Genomic DNA, 17,860 nt, shown 5'->3' on the forward strand with positions numbered 1-17,860 from the left:
AAATAACATATTTAAACGAATGAGTAAGGTAAAATACTATTATGACAGTGACACACTTTCCTATCGAAAGATAGAACGAAAGAAGGGTCGTCGTTTTGGGTTTACATTTCTTATAGTTATTGGTGTTGCTCTAGCGGGTTTTCTATTTCATATTCTTTATTTAAACCTTCCTCAGATTGAAACGCCAAAGGAAAAAGCTTTNAAACGAGAGTTGGCTAATATGGAAATACAGTATGATATCCTTAATAAAAAAATGGATCAAGTAAATGCTGTACTTACAGATATTGAAGATAGAGACAACAATATATACAGGCTTTATTTTGAAGCAAATCCAATTCCTGAAGAGGTGCGCCGCGCGGGTTTTGGAGGTATAAACAGATATAAGGATTTAGAAGGTTACGATAACTCAGAATTAATTATAAAGAGTAACAAACGTATGGATGTTATTACCAAACAATTGGTAGTACAGTCTAGATCTCTAGATGAAATTGCAGTATTGGCAGAAGACAAGGAAAAACTTCTTGCTGCAATACCTGCAATACAACCTGTAAGAAACAAAGACTTAAGTAGAATTGCTTCTGGATATGGCTGGCGAAGCGATCCTTTTACTAAGGCTAGAAAATTTCATTACGGTATGGATTTTACCTCACCAAGAGGTACACCAATTTATGCTACAGGAGATGGTGTTATAGAGCGCGCCGATAGCAGATCTACCGGTTATGGAAATCATATTAGGATAGATCACGGTTATGGTTATACCAGTTTATATGCGCACTTATATAAATACAATGTAAAAAAAGGCCAGCGTGTTAAGCGTGGCGATGTTATTGGCTTTGTAGGAAGTACGGGAAGATCTCAAGCACCACACCTGCACTANGAGATATTTAAAGATGGAGAACGTATTAACCCAATTAATTTTTACTACGGGAATTTATCTCCAGCAGAGTTTAATGAAATTCTACAAAAATCTCAGCAAGAAAATCAATCTCTGGATTAATATTCTTTCTCNTGTAACATAACAGTTGCAAATCATACTAATAGATTGTAATACTATGTTAATAGGCACTTAGAGTGTGTATTTTGCAATAATGGTATTTAAAAAATGTCTAATTTAGCAGTATGCATATATCGCTTCCACAGAAATTATATTACAGTATTGGAGAAGTGGCAGAAGCCTTTGGTGTAAATGCCTCTTTAATACGATTTTGGGAAAAAGAATTTGATGTTCTGAAGCCCAANAAAAATGCAAAGGGAAACAGGAAGTTTACACCTGAAGATATNAAGAATCTTCAATTTATCTATCATTTGGTTAAAGAAAGAGGNTTTACTTTAGAGGGNGCAAAAACTCATTTAAAGGAGCAAAAACACCAATCTTTAAAAACATTTGAGATAATTAGAAAATTGGAGGCTATTAGAGCAGAATTAAACGAATTAAAAAACAACCTTTAAACAAATACCAACCTAAACTCACTATCATGAAAAAGTGGCTTATACCCGTAATAATTATTGTTGTATTAGGATTTGTAATCTATAATATGACTGTTGGCTTTAACAACAATGCTGTAGAGATGCGAGAAGACGCAAAAACAGCTTGGAGTAATGTAGAAAGCTCTTACCAAAGACGAAATGACCTTATCGGTAATTTAGTTAAAACTGTGCAAGGTGCAGCAGATTTTGAACGTACAACTTTAACCGAAGTTATTGAGGCACGTGCAAAAGCAACATCTGTTAATATAGATGCAAACAATCTTACGCCAGAAGCAATCTCTAACTTCCAACAAGCTCAAAGTGGTTTGTCTGGGGCACTATCTAGATTGTTAGTAACTGTTGAGCGTTATCCAGACCTAAAAGCAAATCAAAATTTCCTAAATCTGCAATCTCAATTAGAAGGCACAGAGAATAGAATTAATGTTGCAAGAGATCGTTACAATGCTCAAGTAGGTGAATATGAAAAATACACCAACAAATTTCCGAACTCAATCTTTGCAGGTTGGTTTGGCTTTGAAGAAATGACGCGTTATGAAGCAGATGCAGGTAGTGAAAATGCGCCAGATGTAGATTTCGATTTTAATTAAGCCTATGTCTAAAGTTGAAGATTTTCTTACTAAAAACGACGAAGCAGAAATTGTTGAAGCTATTCGTGNAGCAGAAAAACAAACGTCTGGTGAAATACGAGTGCATTTAGAAAAAACCTATGATGGTGATCATTTTGATCGTGCNTTAGAGTTATTTCATCAATTAAAGATGGATAATACAAAGCAGGAAAATGGTGTGCTAATATACGTAGCTGTAGAGGATAAAAGCTTTGTTATTTATGGCGATAAAGGTATTAACGATGTTGTGCCTAATAATTTTTGGGAAAGCACTAGAGATGCCATGCAAGCCGAATTTAAAAAAGGTGACTTTAAACAAGGGTTAATTAATGGAGTATTGAGTGCAGGACAACAATTGCAAGCCCATTTTCCTTGGGATGCAGATGATGTAAATGAGCTTTCTGATGAAATCTCTAAAAGCTAATGCATAAATTAACAAACATATTACTTGTTTTAAGTTTAGCTATTGGTCAAATGGTTGTTGCNCAGCGCGATATACCAGAAAAACCAAGTGGCGCAGATAATCAAAAACCAGTATTTGATTATGCTGAAATTTTATCTGATGCTGAAGAAGCGCAACTTAATACTAAGCTAATAAGTTATGCAGACACTACATCTACGCAAATTGTAATTGCCACTATTGAGTCTTTAGAAGGAGAATATATTGGTTTATATGCGCCTAAATGGGCTCAAGAATGGGGTATTGGTCAATCTCAAGAAGATAATGGNCTCTTTATCTTACTTTCAGAGAGTGATCGCAAAATTTGGATAACNACAGGTTATGGTCTGGAAGAATATATGACAGACTATAGAACAAAAGAGATTATAGATAAAATTATAATACCAGAATTTAAATCTGGTAGCTATTATAAAGGTTTAGATAAAGGAACCACTGCAATATTTCAAGTTCTAGACGGNACNTTTAAAGGTACACGCCAATCTAATAGTAATGATGGNTTACCTATGGGTGTTATACTTTTCATTATTTTCATAATTATATTTATTGCACTTGCTAGCAAACGTGGCGGAAAAGGAGGCGGTTCTGGAACAAGACGTGCTGGAGACTCCTTGTTAGATGTTATAATCCTTAGTAGTATGGGTCGCGGCAGTTTTGGCGGCGGCGGTGGCTTTGGTGGCTCTTCTGGCGGCGGCTTCGGCGGTGGCGGTTTTGGTGGTGGCTTTGGTGGCGGTGGCTTTGGCGGCGGCGGNGCTGGTGGTGGCTGGTAATCTNCAGAGCATATATTTAACCAGAANCTTTTAAGATCCATTACCNTATTTTATGTCTTCAANAACTAATTATTTAGAAATAAACAGAACATCGTGGAANGCTCGTACAACACATCATATTACTTCAGAGTTTTATGATGTTAAAGGGTTTTTANAAGGCANTACTTCACTTAAGTCTATAGAATTAGAATTGCTAGGAGATGTAAAAGGAAANTCTATTCTTCATTTNCAATGCCACTTTGGTCAAGACACTATTTCTTTAGCTCGTTTAGGTGCCCAATGCACAGGTGTAGATTTNTCTGACAAAGCAATTGANGCNGCAGAGCAATTGGCAGATAAAGCTAATATTGAAGCGTCTTTTATATGCTCAGATGTTTATGATTTGCCAAATAATTTAGAATCGAAATTTGATATTGTTTATACAAGTTATGGTGTTATAGGTTGGCTACCAGATTTAGATGCTTGGGCAAAAGTGATATCTAAGTTTTTGAAACCTTCAGGAAAATTAGTTTTTGTAGAGTTTCATCCTGTAGTCTGGATGTTTGATGATGATTTTAAACATATTAGCTATTCTTATTTTAATAAGGGTGAAATTGTAGAGACAGAAACGGGTACATATGCTCAAAAAGACGCGGATATTACAAACGATTATGTTTGTTGGAACCATAGTATGAGTGAAGTTGTAAATAGTTTAATTAAAAACGGATTGCAAATAAGTACTTTAAATGAGTATGACTACTCACCTTATAACTGTTTTAATAATACCGNGGAGTTTGTTTCAGGTAAATTTAGAATACAATCCTTAGAAGAAAAAATACCAATGGTTTTTGCTATAAAAGCTACAAAAATATAATGGGTGTTACTTTATATTATGCTTAAAACATAAGCTGTTTTCAANGTTTTTATATTGCCCATAATTAGGAATACGTTGGTATCCATATGAAGTGTAAAATGAAATAGCTGCCTTTTGTTTCTTGCCGGTTTCTAAAACACAGTTAAAATACCCTAATTCCTTAGCCCAATTTTCAAGAGCATCTAATAGTTTACTAGCAACAGATTTGCCTCTCTCATCTTGTAATACAAACATGCGTTTAATCTCGACCGCATTGTCATCAAAAGGTTTAATAGCACCACAGCCTATAGGTTTTTCATCTCTATAGGCTACAATAATATGGTTGTACTTGTCTGTATGATTAAACTGTTTGTAGAAAGCATGAAGAATCTCGCCATCTGCTTCAGCTAAATCCTTATTTAAAAGTGTTACTAAATAATTAAAATCTGAATCTTGAGATGTTGTTCTTTTTAAAGTCACCATCATTCAGCAGAGTGTNTANTTATTTTTTTCTAAAGTAAATGCTAATAGGAACACCAGAAAAATCAAAGTTTTCTCTAAACTTGTTTTCAATAAAGCGCTTATATGGCTCTTTTATGTATTGCGGTAAGTTAGCAAAGAACGCAAATTGTGGTTGCGGTGTTGGTAACTGCATACAATACTTAATTTTAATATACTTTCCTTTAGTTGCTGGTGGNGGTTGGTTTTCTATAATAGGAAGCATTAAATCATTAAGTTTACTAGTCTTAATTTTTTGATTTCTTGCTTCGTATACNTCAACAGCAGTTTCAATAGCTTTAAAAATACGTTGTTTTGTTAAGGCAGATATAAAGATNATTGGCACATCTGTAAATGGTGCAATCTGTTCGTGAATATGCTTTGTAAACTCCTTNACGCTTTTNTGGTCTTTTTCAACTAAATCCCATTTGTTAACTANGATCACTATTCCTTTTCGGTTGCGTTCTGCTAGCCAGAAAATATTCTGTACTTGGTTNTCAAAACCACGAGTAGCATCCATTACTAATAAACATACATCTGCATGTTCAATNGCGCGCACACTNCGCATTACAGAGTAAAATTCTAAATCTTCTTTAACTTTAGTTTTACGGCGTATTCCTGCAGTATCAACTAAATTAAACTCAAATCCAAAACGGTTGTATTTAGTGTCAATAGAGTCTCTTGTAGTACCTGCAATNTCTGTTACGATATAACGGTCTTCGCCAATTAATGCATTTATAAATGAAGATTTACCCGCATTTGGTCTTCCTACTACAGCAAACCTAGGTAAGCTATCTTCTTCGCGTTCTTCTTTCTCTGGNAGAATTTTTACAAGCTCATCTAATAAATCACCTGTTCCTGCACCATTCATACTTCCAATAGCATGNTATTCTCCTAAGCCAAGGTTGTAAAACTCCACAGCATCTGCGTGACGCTCTGCATTATCAACCTTATTTACAACAAGCATCATCGGCTTATTGCTACGGCGTAATAGTTTAGCAACATCTTCATCCATTCCAGTAATTCCAGATGTAACATCGACCATAAATAGGATGACATCTGCTTCATCTATAGCTAGCTCTACTTGCTTGTCTATTTCCTGTTCAAAAATATCATCAGACCCTACAACATATCCACCAGTATCAATAAGTGTAAATTCTTTACCGTTCCAATCTGCCTTTCCGTAATGGCGATCACGTGTTACACCACTAATGGCGTCTGTAATGGCTTCTCGGCGTTGAATCATCCTGTTAAAGAATGTCGATTTACCTACATTTGGTCGTCCTACAATAGCTACAATAGCACTCATAATCTGTTTAATTTTGTGCAAAAATACGCTATTTGAGTTACGAATAACAGATATGAAACAACTAAGTTTNAGAGTGATTTAAAGTTACTTGCACCTTTGGTGTGGTGTTTAGCATAGTATTTGTGGTCGTAAATTGAGAATATTCGCTTATTTTTCACTAAACTTGGCGTTCAATTTAATTTTTCTTTCCATATATGAGAATTATATATAGCTTTTTAGCCCTATTGCTACTTGTTGGTCCTACAACATTTGCACAAAAAGAAATTACACTAGAATCTATTTATGACGGTACGTTTAGACAAGAACGTTTACAATCNTTAAGATCATTAAATAATGGCGATGAGTATGTTGTACAGAATTACGACAGAGCAGCCAATACTATGACGGTAGATGTTTACAGTTATAAAACAGGTGAAAAAACACGAACGCTTATTAACTCTGCCGCTATTGAAGGATTACAGTATTTTCAAGGCTATGAGCTTTCTAATAATGAAACCAAGGCATTACTTTCAACCAATAACGAACAGATTTTTCGTAGATCCTCAAGAGGAATATATTATGTGTATGATTTAAACACTAAGGCAATTGTAAAAGTTAGTGAAAATAAAATACAAGAACCAACTTTATCTCCAGACGGCACAATGGTAGCCTATGTGTTTGAAAATAATATTTATATAAAGCACCTTGAATCTGGTGATACAGAACAGATTACTACAGATGGTGAAATTAATAGTATTATTAATGGTGTGACAGATTGGGTTTATGAAGAAGAATTTGCTTTTGTAAGAGCTTTTGATTGGAATGCAGACAGTAATAAGATTGCTTTTTTACAATTTGATGAATCTGAAGTTCCAGAATTCTCTATGGATCTTTTTAAGAAAGACCTTTANCCAACACAGGATGTATTTAAATACCCAAAAGCTGGAGAGAAGAATGCAGATGTAAGTTTACATATTTTTGATCTGAACACTAAGCAAAGTATGCCGGTTAATCTTGGAAAAGAATATGAGTACCTGCCAAGATTAGAGTGGACAAAGAAAGCAAACATATTAAGTGTACAAGCGTTAAACAGATATCAAAACGATTTAGACTTAATTTTTGTTGATGCCGCTGCAAATACTTCAAAAGTTGTTCTTAATGAGAAGGATGAAGCATATATTGATATCACAGACAACCTTACATTTCTAAACGATAACAGTTTTATTTGGACATCAGAAAAAGATAACTGGAACCATATTTACCATTACTCTAAAGAAGGTAAATTAATTAATCAGGTTACAAAAGGAAATTGGGATGTGACAGATTACTATGGTTTTGACCAAAGAACAGGNCGCATCTATTTTCAAAGNACNGAAAATGGTAGCATAAATCGCGATGTATTTTCAATTAAGATGAATGGAAAAAACAAAGCTCAGCTAACTCAGAAAAGAGGAACCAACAGTGCAGACTTTAGTAGTGATTTTAGCTATTTCATTAATTCTTATACGAGCGCAAGAACACCTTACGAGTTTACTCTCATAGATTCTAAAACTGGAAAGAAAGTAAGAGATATAAAAGANAACAAAGCTTTGTTAGAGCAGTTGAAANCTTACAACTTGTCTTCTAAAGAATTTTCGACACTTAATGTTAATGGGAATGATTTAAATATGTGGATGATAAANCCACAAAATTTTGANCCTACAAAATCATATCCATTATTAATGTTTCAATATTCTGGTCCAGGTTCTCAATCTGTAACCAATTCATTTTATGGAACAAATGACTATTGGCACCAAATGCTTGCACAACAAGGTTACATAGTAGCTTGTGTAGATGGTCGTGGTACAGGTTATAAAGGCGCAGATTTTAAGAAAGTGACTCAAAAAGAGTTGGGAAAGTATGAAGTTGAAGATCAAATACAGGCAGCAAAACAATTAGGAGCAGAGTCTTATATAGATGCTGAGCGTATAGGTATTTGGGGTTGGAGCTANGGTGGCTTTATGTCTTCTAACTGTTTATTTAAAGGAAACGACACCTTTGCAATGGCTATTGCAGTAGCACCTGTAACAAGCTGGAGATTTTATGACAGTATATATACAGAACGTTATATGACAACACCACANGAAAATGCAAGTGGTTATGATGATAACTCACCAATAAATCATGTTGATAAATTAAAAGGAGATTTCTTATTGNTACACGGTAGTGCAGATGATAATGTACACGTACAAAATACAATGCAAATGATTGAAGCCTTGNTACAAGCCAACAAACAATTTGACTGGGCAATTTATCCAGATAAAAATCACGGCATTTATGGTGGNAATACCAGNTTACACTTGTATACTAAGATGACAAACTTTATTAAAGAGAACTTATAACTAACACAAAATAGATATGGAATATAGATTTGGAGGTTCAGCAACCAACCAGAAAACTGTTTTAGGACAACCATCAGGATTATTTGTCCTGTTTTTCACTGAAATGTGGGAGCGCTTTTCGTATTACGGAATGCGTGCTTTATTAGTACTTTTCTTAATAACAAATGTATTAGGNGATGCCGAAAAGGGNTATGCTCCAGGTTGGGGTTGGGAACGTGCAGATGCAGTAATACTTTATGGATGGTATATAGGATTAGTTTACTTAACACCTATAATTGGTGGTCTTATTGCAGATAAGTTTACAGGATACAGAAAAGCTGTTATTATTGGAGCAGTAATAATGACTGTAGGACATGCATCAATGGCTTTCGAGGTTTTTGCAGATTGGTTTTTCTACATCGGGCTAGTGCTATTGATTTTAGGAAATGGAATGTTTAAGCCAAATATTTCTTCAATGGTAGGACAACTATACAAATCACAAGGTGAAGAAAAAGATGCAGGATATACTATATTTTATATGGGTATTAANGCTGGAGCTTTCTTAGGAATTTTACTATGTGGTTACATAGGAGAGAATATAGGATGGCATTACGGATTTGGTTTAGCTGGTATTTTTATGTTCTTCGGAATGTTACAATTTTACTTTGGTCAAAAGATTTTCGGAAAAATTGGATTAAGTGCTAAAGCAGAAACAGATTTTATTGATGAACGCGGCATACAAGCAGAGGAAGATTTATTAGAAAATAAGCCAGAAGAAGTTCCGGCAAATGTGACGCGTGACCGTATTATTGTTATTTCAATATTCGCATTGTTTACTACATTCTTTTGGTGGGCATTTGAGCAAGCTGGATCTTCAATGACCATTTTTGCAAGTGATTATACAGACCGCGCATTAACAGGAGATTCTGCCCTAATATTTAAAATAATTAATACAATTATAACAGTAGTGCCATTGTTGGTAATTACATATGTATTGGGAATGCTGTTCAAGCAGACATTTAAAAAGTTTGCTTTATCTAATTTTTGGCTCGGATTAAGTTTTGCTATTATTTGGGGAATCGTAATTTGGATGTTAGTGAGAGAATTTCAATCTGATACTACAGAAGTAGCAGCATCTTGGTTNTCAGTTTTAAACTCATTATTTATCATTTTGTTTGCACCGCTATTTGCAAAATTTTGGCAGTCTAGATTTAATCCTACAGGTCCAATTAAGTTTGCTATGGGATTAATCCTTGTAGGTATAGGTTTCGCAGCTTTAGCTTATGGCTCTATGGATATACCATTAGGTGCTAAAACAGCTTCAGTNAGNATGATATGGTTAGTATTAGCNTTCTTACTACATACANTAGGCGAGCTTTGTTTATCTCCAGTAGGTTTATCTTATGTAAGTAAATTAGCGCCTGTAAGATTAGTAGGTCTTATGTTTGGTATCTGGTTTATCTCTAACTTCTTGGCAGGAGTTATAGGTGGATGGACAGCAAGTTTTATGGATCCTATATTAGACGAACATGGACTTTCAACATTCTTTTTAATCTTTACACTTATTCCAATTGGAGCTGGTATCATTATGGTACTTATTTCTCCTATTATTAAGAGAATGATGCACGGTATTAGATAANCAAAAACTTATTATAACATTTTATACTAATCCTATAACATTTACGTTATAGGATTAGTTTTTAAATGGAAACATTCTAAATAACGGAATGATTTTTGTTTAATAAACANTACATATTATGAAATACACACTACTCTTAGTTCTTTTAATATTTACTACAACGCTATCTGCGCAAGAAGTAGAATGGATGAGTATGAATGATGCATTAGAAGCACAAAAAGAAGATCCTAAGAAGATTTTTGTTGATGTTTATACAGATTGGTGTGGTCCTTGTAAATTAATGGATAAGAAAACGCTGCAGAATAAAGATGTGGCTAAGTATATTTCNAATAACTATTATGCAGTAAAATTTAATGCAGAAGGTACAGAAGAGGTTAATTATAACGACTTTACTTATACAAACCCAAATTATAATCCAGATAGAAAAGGTAGGAACAGTCAGCATTTATTTGCTCACGCTTTAAAAATTACTGGATACCCAAGTATTGTGTTTTTTGATGAAACAGGAAAAGTTATAGCTCCTGTAGTTGGTTATCAAAGCCCAACTCAACTGGAAGTTTACCTTAAAATGATTAACAATGACGACTATAAACGTTTAAATACNGCTGAAGCTTGGAATGCCTATAAAGACAATTTCAAGTATAAATTTAAAAATTAATTACCCAAGCTAACCAGCTTACGGTAAGTGTTAGTAGGACTGAATAGTGCTAAGATGTTCAGTCTTTTATTAGGAAAGCTCCTTTTTCTCCAGTTGGATGAAAAGGGAGTTTTTTATGTTTTGCAGTAGCTTTCCAACGTTTTACATAGCTTTTATAATTATTTCCATCTGCAATAATACGTTCTGGTGAAATAGAGTCTATAAGTCTATTTAAATTAATTTTTGGAGAATTGCTAAGTATGATGGTAGCGTTACTAAAATCTGAACTATAAACACCTAAACTATCAATCACGTAAATACGATTACCCTTAAATTGATAAACATTTTTTAAGGGAACTGTAGAAACTGAATCTAAGTGACTACCAACAATATAATTTGAAACTAACTGCCGAGTAAATGAACTGCTACTTGAATCTTTAAGCGACACTTCAAAATGTTCTCCTTTTTTNAAACCAATAACGGTTTGAGCAGTTTGCTGAAAAACTACAAACTCCTCAGTAGTCTTTGNAGTGTAGGACTCATACATAAACCCAAGTTGAAAAATTACTACAGCACAAAGTATATAAATGAAGNTTTTAGTCTTAAAACGTTGTATGGATATTAAAATAGTACCAATTAAAACATAAGTAACTATAGTTTGAATTTCTGAAAATGGGATCTCCTTAAATACAAAAGAATTTTGTTGTGCAACCCAACTTATAACAGAATTCATAAACCCGATTACTAGCCTGAAGCCTTCAGCTATAAACGAAGGTAGAATACCCAAAAGGGCTAATGAGATACAAAGAAGCCCATACCCTAAAATGATGCCTAAAAAGGGAATTATNATAAGATTTGTAACAAAAAACAACCCTGGAAATTGATGGAAATNAAATAAACTTAAAGGCAATACGCCAATCTGTGCAGCAATAGTTACAGTAAAAACACCCCATAAGATTCTTGAAATATAATATTTAGGTCTAGGAATGAGTTTAGATAATTTAGGCTGCAATAGTATTATAGAAAATACAGCCAGATAACTTAATTGAAAGCCCACTGAAAATAAAAATTGGGGTTGCACTAATAGTATTACAAGTGCAGATAAAAACAAGGTGTTCAAAGTACTAGTTTTTCTTTTCAGATTTAGTGCAACAGCTAAAAATGAAAACATTGTAACTGCTCTNATAACCGATGGAGATAAACCTGCAATTATNGCAAAACACCATAAAAAGAGTACAATTAANACAGTTTTAAAGACATTGCCGTGTTTAAACCTGAAAAGTGGTGATAGTATAAGTTGAAGTAGCATTAGNATAATACCAACATGNAAACCAGAAACAGCTAAAATATGTATAACACCAGCAGATGCGTAGTCGTCATACATATCTTTTGAAATGTCTTTTTTTTGCCCTAATAATAATGCCTTTATAACAGCAAGCTCGTCACCTTTAAAACCATTGTCAATTAACGCTGTTTCTATGTTGTTTCTCAACGTGTTCGCAATACTATACATTGAAATTTTAACCTCTGAAAATTGAAATATCTCTCGGTTGCTAATACTTGCCTGTGCTAATATATTTTGATGCTCCAGATATTTAGCATAGTTAAATTGATATGGGTTTTTGGGTTCTGTAACTTTAGATAGTGTACTCTTAAAGGCTAANTATTCTCCNATATTATACGTNGGTTTTAAAGAGTCTTCTNTGCGAACCTTAAGTAGAATTTTACCANNAATGGGCTTATTGTTTATACGCTCAATATTGAAAATATAATTTTCTAAATTCCCATAAGGCTTAAGCTGTTCTGAAACATGNCCTTTTAANGTTAATGNGTTTTCATATGAAATTGAGTTTGTAAAATGATTNGGGTTATTTTTAGGTTGGTTAATTTCCCAAGAAAACATTCCTATACAAACAAATAAGAAAAGTGCAGCNACACCAAATAAGGCATCTTGTTTNTTACTTCGTTTAGACTTTATAAATAAAATAGTGAAAACTAGGACAGTACTACAAAGTAAAGTAATGACAAGCTTAAAGCTAATGGTAAACGTATAGGCTATTAAAATACCAGCAATAATAGCTAAGGTGAGCTTTATGATACTGAAATTGAGCACTTTCATATTGAAAAGTAATCAATTTATTTTAATTTANGTTATCTATAAAACGCGTCTAGCCATTACAAAAGCATTTTGCCAGTAAGCTTCGCTAAAATTAGATACAATTACACCTCTTGAACTTGTTGAGTGTATAAATAAAATATCTTCATCATTAAACCCTACAACTAATCCAACATGGTTAATAACCTTTCTGTTTTTATTTGTTTCAAAAAATAATAAATCNCCTTCATTAACTTCATCTAATTTTAAGCGAGTGCCTTGTAGAGACATTGCTCGTGAGGTTCTCGGCAACTCTACATCTTCAGTTTTAAAAGAAGTATAGACAAGACCGCTACAATCCATTCCACGTTTTGTGGTGCCACCAAATTTATATGGCGTGCCTTTAAAATCTAATGCGTAGTTGGTAATTTTAGAAGCGCGCTTGTCTTCTTCGGTTTTTTCGACAAACACAACGTGCTCACTTTTTTTTGCATCCTTTTTGGTTCTTATAACAGGCTTAATCTTCTCTTGTTCTTTTACAGTAGTTACAACTCGAGGTTTAGAACTACCGCAAGATGAAAACAAAACAAGAGCTAAAACAGAGATTAAAATTAAGCGCATTAAGAGTGGTGTAAAGTGAGTGTGAAATGTAATAAAAATATAAATTGATTATGAAATTGCATCAACAATTAGTTGTGCCGTTTTATCACTAGCTCCTGCACCGCCCAATTTCTTTTCCAAATCATAATAGTCTAAAAACAAGTTTTGTCTGTTTGTTTCGTCTAANATTATACTCAACTCTTTTTTTAATGTTTTGGTATTAAAATCGCCTTGTATTAATTCTTTTACTACGGGTTTATCCATAATTAAATTAACGAGCGAAATATATTCTAGGTTAATAACACGCTTAGCAATTTGATAAGAGATGGTACTACCTTTATAACAAACCACTTCAGGTACTTTAAATAATGCTGTTTCTAAAGTAGCTGTTCCAGATGTTACCAAAGCAGCTGTTGCAAGACTTAAAATATCGTAAGTCCTGTTCATTACTAAATTTACATTTTGCTTTTNAGTGAATTTAGAGTAGAACGCCGCATCTTGGCTNGGTGCTCCAGCAATTACAAATTGATAGTCTTTAAAATCTTTAGTAACGCTAAGCATAACCTCTAACATTTTAGATATTTCCTGCTTTCTGCTACCAGGTAATAATGCAATGATAGGACGGTTNTCTAAATTGAATTCAGCTTTAAAATNAGATGGGTTTATAAGTTGTTTTTGTNCAATTGCATCAATAAGTGGATGTCCTACAAAATGCACCGGAAAATTATGTTTATCTTCATAAAACTCTTTTTCGAAAGGCAGTATAACGTACATAGCATCTACATCACGCTTAATATCTTTAATACGNCCTTCTTTCCAAGCCCAAATTTGTGGAGAAATGTAATAGTGTGTTTTGTAACCTTCAGTTTTAGCCCATTTGGCAATTCGTAAATTAAAGCCAGGATAGTCTACAAAAATTATAACATCTGGGCTGTAGTTTGTTATGTCTTTTTTACAAAGCGTTATATTTTTAAGAATGGTTCTTAAGTTCATCACCACCTCAATAAACCCCATAAAAGCCAATTCTTTATAATGCTTTACCAGTGTACCGCCTACATCTTGCATTAAATCGCCACCCCAAAACCTAAAATCGGCTTGAGGATCTTTTTTCTTTAAAGCTTTCATAAGGTTAGCAGCGTGCAAATCGCCACTGGCTTCACCAGCAATTATATAATATTTCATAGGGTATGTAGTATGGTGAAAATCACCTTAAAATTACAAAATTAACAACTAGTGATGGTTAATTAACCAAACTTCAGGATAGCAATAGCAATAGCCGTCATTAATGATACAATTAAAACGCCTTTAGCACGATGGTCTTTTTTCTTTTTGAGAAANACAAAAAATGGAAAGAAGTTAGCTACTGCTCCAAGTGCAATAAGGCTACCTAGAAATTCATTTTCTACAGCAGCATTAAAAGTGCTGTCTAAAGACTCATTAGAAAATATAAGNATGTATAANATAGTTCCTATACAAGTTGCTATTAAACCAGTTACAAAACCAATTAATAATTCTTTTTTAATATCTATACTAGTCATTTAATTCCCAGCTATTTAAATCTTGAATAAAGTGATGTGCAGTTAAATCAAATTGAACAGGTACTACGCTCACGTAGCCGTTGCTAAGTGCCCATTCATCTGTATCTTCACCTTTATCTTCGTTAATAAATTCTCCAGTAAGCCAATAGTAATCTCTGCCTTGNGGGCTTTTTCGTTTATCAAAATCTTCTACCCAATGCGCTTTGGCCTGGCGGCATACTTTAATGCCCTTAATTTCTTTCTCTTTTAGTTTTGGAAGGTTTACATTTAAAACAACACCTTTGGGTAGGCCTTTGTCTAAGACATGTTCAGTAATCGCTTTTATGTATTTTTTACACGGTTCAAAGTCTGCTTCTAACGAATAATCTAATAAAGAAAATCCAATTGCTGGAATACCTTCTACACCAGCCTCAACAGCAGCACTCATTGTTCCGCTATAAATAACGTTGATTGATGAGTTTGAGCCGTGATTTACACCGCTTACACATAAATCTGGCTTTCTGTGTAAAATTTCTTGTGTTGCTAATTTAACACAGTCTGCAGGAGTTCCAGAGCAGCTATATTCCTTATGGTCAGCATCTTCTGTCATTTTAACGGGGTCGCAATATAGGGTGTCGTTAATTGTTATTGCGTGTCCCATAGCACTTTGTGGGCTATCTGGTGCAACAACCACTACGTTTCCTATGTCTTTCATGACAGATATAAGAGCGCGTATTCCAGGTGCTGTTATACCGTCATCATTGGTAACTAATATTAAAGGTTTTTTGTTAGCCATAAGTTGTAAGTTATAAAGCTGCAAAACTACTGAATTAATAATACCTAAAACTTATGAGTTAGTTAACAAATAATTGGCTAGCTTAGCAGATGTTGGCACGGTTTTTACCGTATATAAAATGAAAACGAAACAATGACCATAATCAGGATTATGAAAAGGAATTATAAAATATTAATAATAGGCTTGGTGTTTGCCATAGCCTCTTGCAGTTTCACAACTAAAAATTTTGAAAACGATAATAAAGATAAATTACTCATAGATCTTATTTCTTATGTGCTTAGCAAAGCNCATTATGATGCAAAAGATATAGATGATAATTTTTCTAAAGCAGTGTTTAATGATTATATAAATGCATTAGATCCTTTAAAACGTTACTTCTTAGCTTCAGATATTGAAGAGTTTAAGGCTTNTGAAGANCAAATTGANGATCAGGTAAATAATTTAGAAGTATCCTTTTTTTCATTAACTCATGAAAGATTGGTAGAGCGTATGAAAGATGCTAAGGCATTTTATCCAGAACTTTTAGAGAAGCCATTCAATTTTAATGAAGATGAAACCATTAATACAGATTATGATAACTTACCTTATGCNACCANTAAGGAAGAACTAAAANATAGATGGCGTAAGCAACTTAAATTTTCTACATTATCTACATATTTAGAAAAGCAGGAAGATCAAGAAAGAAGCGAAGATGAAGTTGCTAAAACAGATGAAGAATTAGAAGTTGAAGCTAGAGNAGTTACACGAACATCTTACCAAGAATATTTCGATTTTAATGATGATTTAGAGCGTAAGGACTGGTTTTCAATCTACATAAATGCAATTGTTGAAGAGTTTGATCCTCACTCGTTTTACTTTGCTCCTAGTGATAAAGATAGGTTTGATATACAAATGTCTGGAAAGCTAGAAGGTATTGGAGCGCGNTTACAACGTAAAAGTGATAATATTAAAATTGTTGAAATTATATCTGGCGGTCCAGCTTGGAGAGGTGAAGAGATTGAAGTAGGNGACCAAATTCTTAAAGTAAAACAGGAAGATGAAAAAGANCCTGTAAGTATTGTAGGAATGCGCNTAGATGATGCTGTTAGCTTAATTAAAGGTCCTAAAGGCACAAAAGTAGTATTAACCGTTAAAAAAGTTGATGGTACAATTGAAGATATTGCAATTATTAGAGATGTTGTAGAGCTTGAAGAAACTTACGCGAAATCTGCAATTGTAGATAAAGATGAACAACGATTTGGAGTAATTAACCTTCCAAAGTTTTACTTTGATATGCAAAATTACAAAGAACGTAATGCTGCTAAAGATGTAAAAGAAGAAATTATTCGTCTTAAGAAAGAAGGTATGGAAGGTCTAGTTTTAGACTTACGTAACAATGGTGGTGGCTCATTACAAACTGTTGTAGATATTGCAGGTATGTTTATAGAAGAAGGACCTGTTGTACAAGTTAAAACAAAAGAANCTGGCCAAGAAGTGCTAAAAGACAAAGACAAGAGCATTCTTTGGGATGGTCCTTTGGTAATTTTAGTAAATGAGTTGTCTGCATCTGCATCAGAGATTTTAGCTGCTGCAATGCAAGATTACAAACGCGCTATTATTATTGGAAGTAAGCAAACATATGGTAAGGGTACAGTACAAAATGTAATGGATTTAAACCGTTGGTTACGCCAAAACGAATATGGAGATATGGGTGCTTTAAAAGTAACTACTCAAAAGTTTTATAGAGTTAATGGAGGATCAACACAATTAGAAGGAGTAAAGAGTGATGTTGTAGTTGTAGATCGTTATAGCTTTATAGATATAGGAGAAAAAGATTTAGAAAATCCGNTACCTTGGGATAAGATAGACTCTGCAGATTATACACCTTGGGAAGGTTATATAGATTTTGAAGAAACAATTTCAAGCAGTAAAGATCGTATGGCTGCAAACGAGCAGTTAAAGCTAATTGAAGAAAATGCTAAATGGGTAAGTGCCCAACGTGAAGACAATGAGTTTTCTTTAAATTATTCAACTTATAAAGCTGAGGTAGAAAAAGATGAAGCTGAAGCTAAAAAATACGATGCTATTTCTAAATACAAATCAGATCTTACNTATAAGTCTNTNCCTTACGAAGAAGAGTTATTTGTAAATGATACAATACTTAAGGAAAAGCGCTCAAGATGGCACGAAAACTTAAGCAAGGATGTTTATATGGAAGAAGCAATAAGCGTTCTTAAAGATTTAAAGCTTAATAACATTAAGCGCAGTAAAGTAGCAAACATTAAGAACTAATAAATAG

The 17,860-nt window shown here is 33.7% G+C and carries 16 protein-coding genes; 10 read left to right on the forward strand and 6 right to left on the reverse strand.

Going from position 1 to position 17,860, the window contains the following annotated elements; translation table 11 throughout:
* Positions 1-19: 19 nt before the first annotated feature.
* From CL818_RS05560 to CL818_RS05585, 6 genes are all read left to right on the forward strand, one after another.
* Positions 20-997, forward strand: coding sequence for a M23 family metallopeptidase (locus CL818_RS05560; protein WP_286972162.1), 978 nt, complete (start codon positions 20-22; stop codon positions 995-997).
* Positions 998-1,119: 122 nt separating this feature from the next.
* Complete coding sequence (locus tag CL818_RS05565; protein WP_286972164.1) at positions 1,120-1,449, forward strand: MerR family transcriptional regulator; 330 nt, start codon at positions 1,120-1,122, stop codon at positions 1,447-1,449.
* A 26-nt stretch (positions 1,450-1,475) separates the two neighbouring features.
* Complete coding sequence (locus tag CL818_RS05570) at positions 1,476-2,075, forward strand: LemA family protein (protein WP_013186719.1); 600 nt, start codon at positions 1,476-1,478, stop codon at positions 2,073-2,075.
* 4 nt (positions 2,076-2,079) lie between these two features.
* A complete protein-coding gene (locus CL818_RS05575; RefSeq protein ID WP_286972167.1) occupies positions 2,080-2,517 on the forward strand; it encodes a TPM domain-containing protein in 438 nt (145 codons plus the stop codon).
* Positions 2,517-3,320 carry a TPM domain-containing protein gene (locus CL818_RS05580; protein WP_272972659.1) on the forward strand — a complete coding sequence of 268 codons (804 nt, stop codon included), beginning with the start codon at positions 2,517-2,519 and terminating at the stop codon, positions 3,318-3,320. The genes CL818_RS05575 and CL818_RS05580 overlap by 1 nt, the downstream gene beginning before the upstream one ends.
* 52 nt (positions 3,321-3,372) lie before the next feature.
* A complete protein-coding gene (locus tag CL818_RS05585; RefSeq protein WP_286972169.1) occupies positions 3,373-4,173 on the forward strand; it encodes a class I SAM-dependent methyltransferase in 801 nt (266 codons plus the stop codon).
* A 6-nt stretch (positions 4,174-4,179) separates the two neighbouring features.
* Here the strand turns inward: CL818_RS05585 and CL818_RS05590 are convergent, their stop codons facing one another.
* Both CL818_RS05590 and der read right to left on the reverse strand, forming a co-directional pair.
* Positions 4,180-4,638, reverse strand: a complete 459-nt coding sequence (locus CL818_RS05590; protein WP_286972171.1) for a GNAT family N-acetyltransferase — start codon at positions 4,636-4,638, stop codon at positions 4,180-4,182.
* Positions 4,639-4,654: 16 nt separating this feature from the next.
* Positions 4,655-5,959, reverse strand: a complete 1,305-nt coding sequence (gene der / locus CL818_RS05595) for a ribosome biogenesis GTPase Der (RefSeq protein ID WP_286972173.1) — start codon at positions 5,957-5,959, stop codon at positions 4,655-4,657.
* A gap of 194 nt (positions 5,960-6,153) precedes the next feature.
* Here der and CL818_RS05600 point away from each other — a divergent pair, with 194 nt between their 5' ends.
* The 3 genes from CL818_RS05600 to CL818_RS05610 all read left to right on the forward strand — a co-directional run bounded on the left by CL818_RS05600 (position 6,154) and on the right by CL818_RS05610 (position 10,595).
* Complete coding sequence (locus tag CL818_RS05600; protein ID WP_286972175.1) at positions 6,154-8,319, forward strand: S9 family peptidase; 2,166 nt, start codon at positions 6,154-6,156, stop codon at positions 8,317-8,319.
* A gap of 16 nt (positions 8,320-8,335) precedes the next feature.
* Positions 8,336-9,937, forward strand: a complete 1,602-nt coding sequence (locus CL818_RS05605) for a peptide MFS transporter (protein ID WP_286972177.1) — start codon at positions 8,336-8,338, stop codon at positions 9,935-9,937.
* A 118-nt stretch (positions 9,938-10,055) separates the two neighbouring features.
* Positions 10,056-10,595: a thioredoxin family protein gene (locus CL818_RS05610; protein ID WP_272972655.1), complete on the forward strand. Its 540-nt coding sequence runs from the start codon at positions 10,056-10,058 to the stop codon at positions 10,593-10,595.
* 58 nt (positions 10,596-10,653) lie between these two features.
* On the opposite strand, the gene CL818_RS05615 is transcribed toward CL818_RS05610, so the two are convergent.
* The 4 genes from CL818_RS05615 to surE all read right to left on the reverse strand — a co-directional run bounded on the left by CL818_RS05615 (position 10,654) and on the right by surE (position 15,582).
* Positions 10,654-12,693 (reverse strand): ComEC/Rec2 family competence protein, encoded by a 2,040-nt coding sequence (locus tag CL818_RS05615; protein ID WP_502692210.1) that lies wholly within the window; start codon positions 12,691-12,693, stop codon positions 10,654-10,656.
* Positions 12,694-12,729: 36 nt separating this feature from the next.
* Positions 12,730-13,290 carry a C40 family peptidase gene (locus tag CL818_RS05620; protein WP_013186729.1) on the reverse strand — a complete coding sequence of 187 codons (561 nt, stop codon included), beginning with the start codon at positions 13,288-13,290 and terminating at the stop codon, positions 12,730-12,732.
* A 48-nt stretch (positions 13,291-13,338) separates the two neighbouring features.
* Positions 13,339-14,451, reverse strand: coding sequence for a lipid-A-disaccharide synthase (lpxB, locus tag CL818_RS05625; RefSeq protein ID WP_286972183.1), 1,113 nt, complete (start codon positions 14,449-14,451; stop codon positions 13,339-13,341).
* Between the two features lie 348 nt (positions 14,452-14,799).
* On the reverse strand, positions 14,800-15,582 hold the full coding sequence (gene surE, locus CL818_RS05635) for a 5'/3'-nucleotidase SurE (protein WP_013186732.1): 783 nt from the start codon (positions 15,580-15,582) through the stop codon (positions 14,800-14,802).
* Positions 15,583-15,732: 150 nt separating this feature from the next.
* Here surE and CL818_RS05640 point away from each other — a divergent pair, with 150 nt between their 5' ends.
* Positions 15,733-17,853: a carboxy terminal-processing peptidase gene (locus tag CL818_RS05640; RefSeq protein WP_286972186.1), complete on the forward strand. Its 2,121-nt coding sequence runs from the start codon at positions 15,733-15,735 to the stop codon at positions 17,851-17,853.
* Positions 17,854-17,860 lie beyond the last annotated feature (7 nt).

Origin of the sequence: Croceibacter sp. (assembly GCF_002716225.1) — a bacterium.
Classification (GTDB): domain Bacteria; phylum Bacteroidota; class Bacteroidia; order Flavobacteriales; family Flavobacteriaceae; genus Croceibacter; species Croceibacter atlanticus.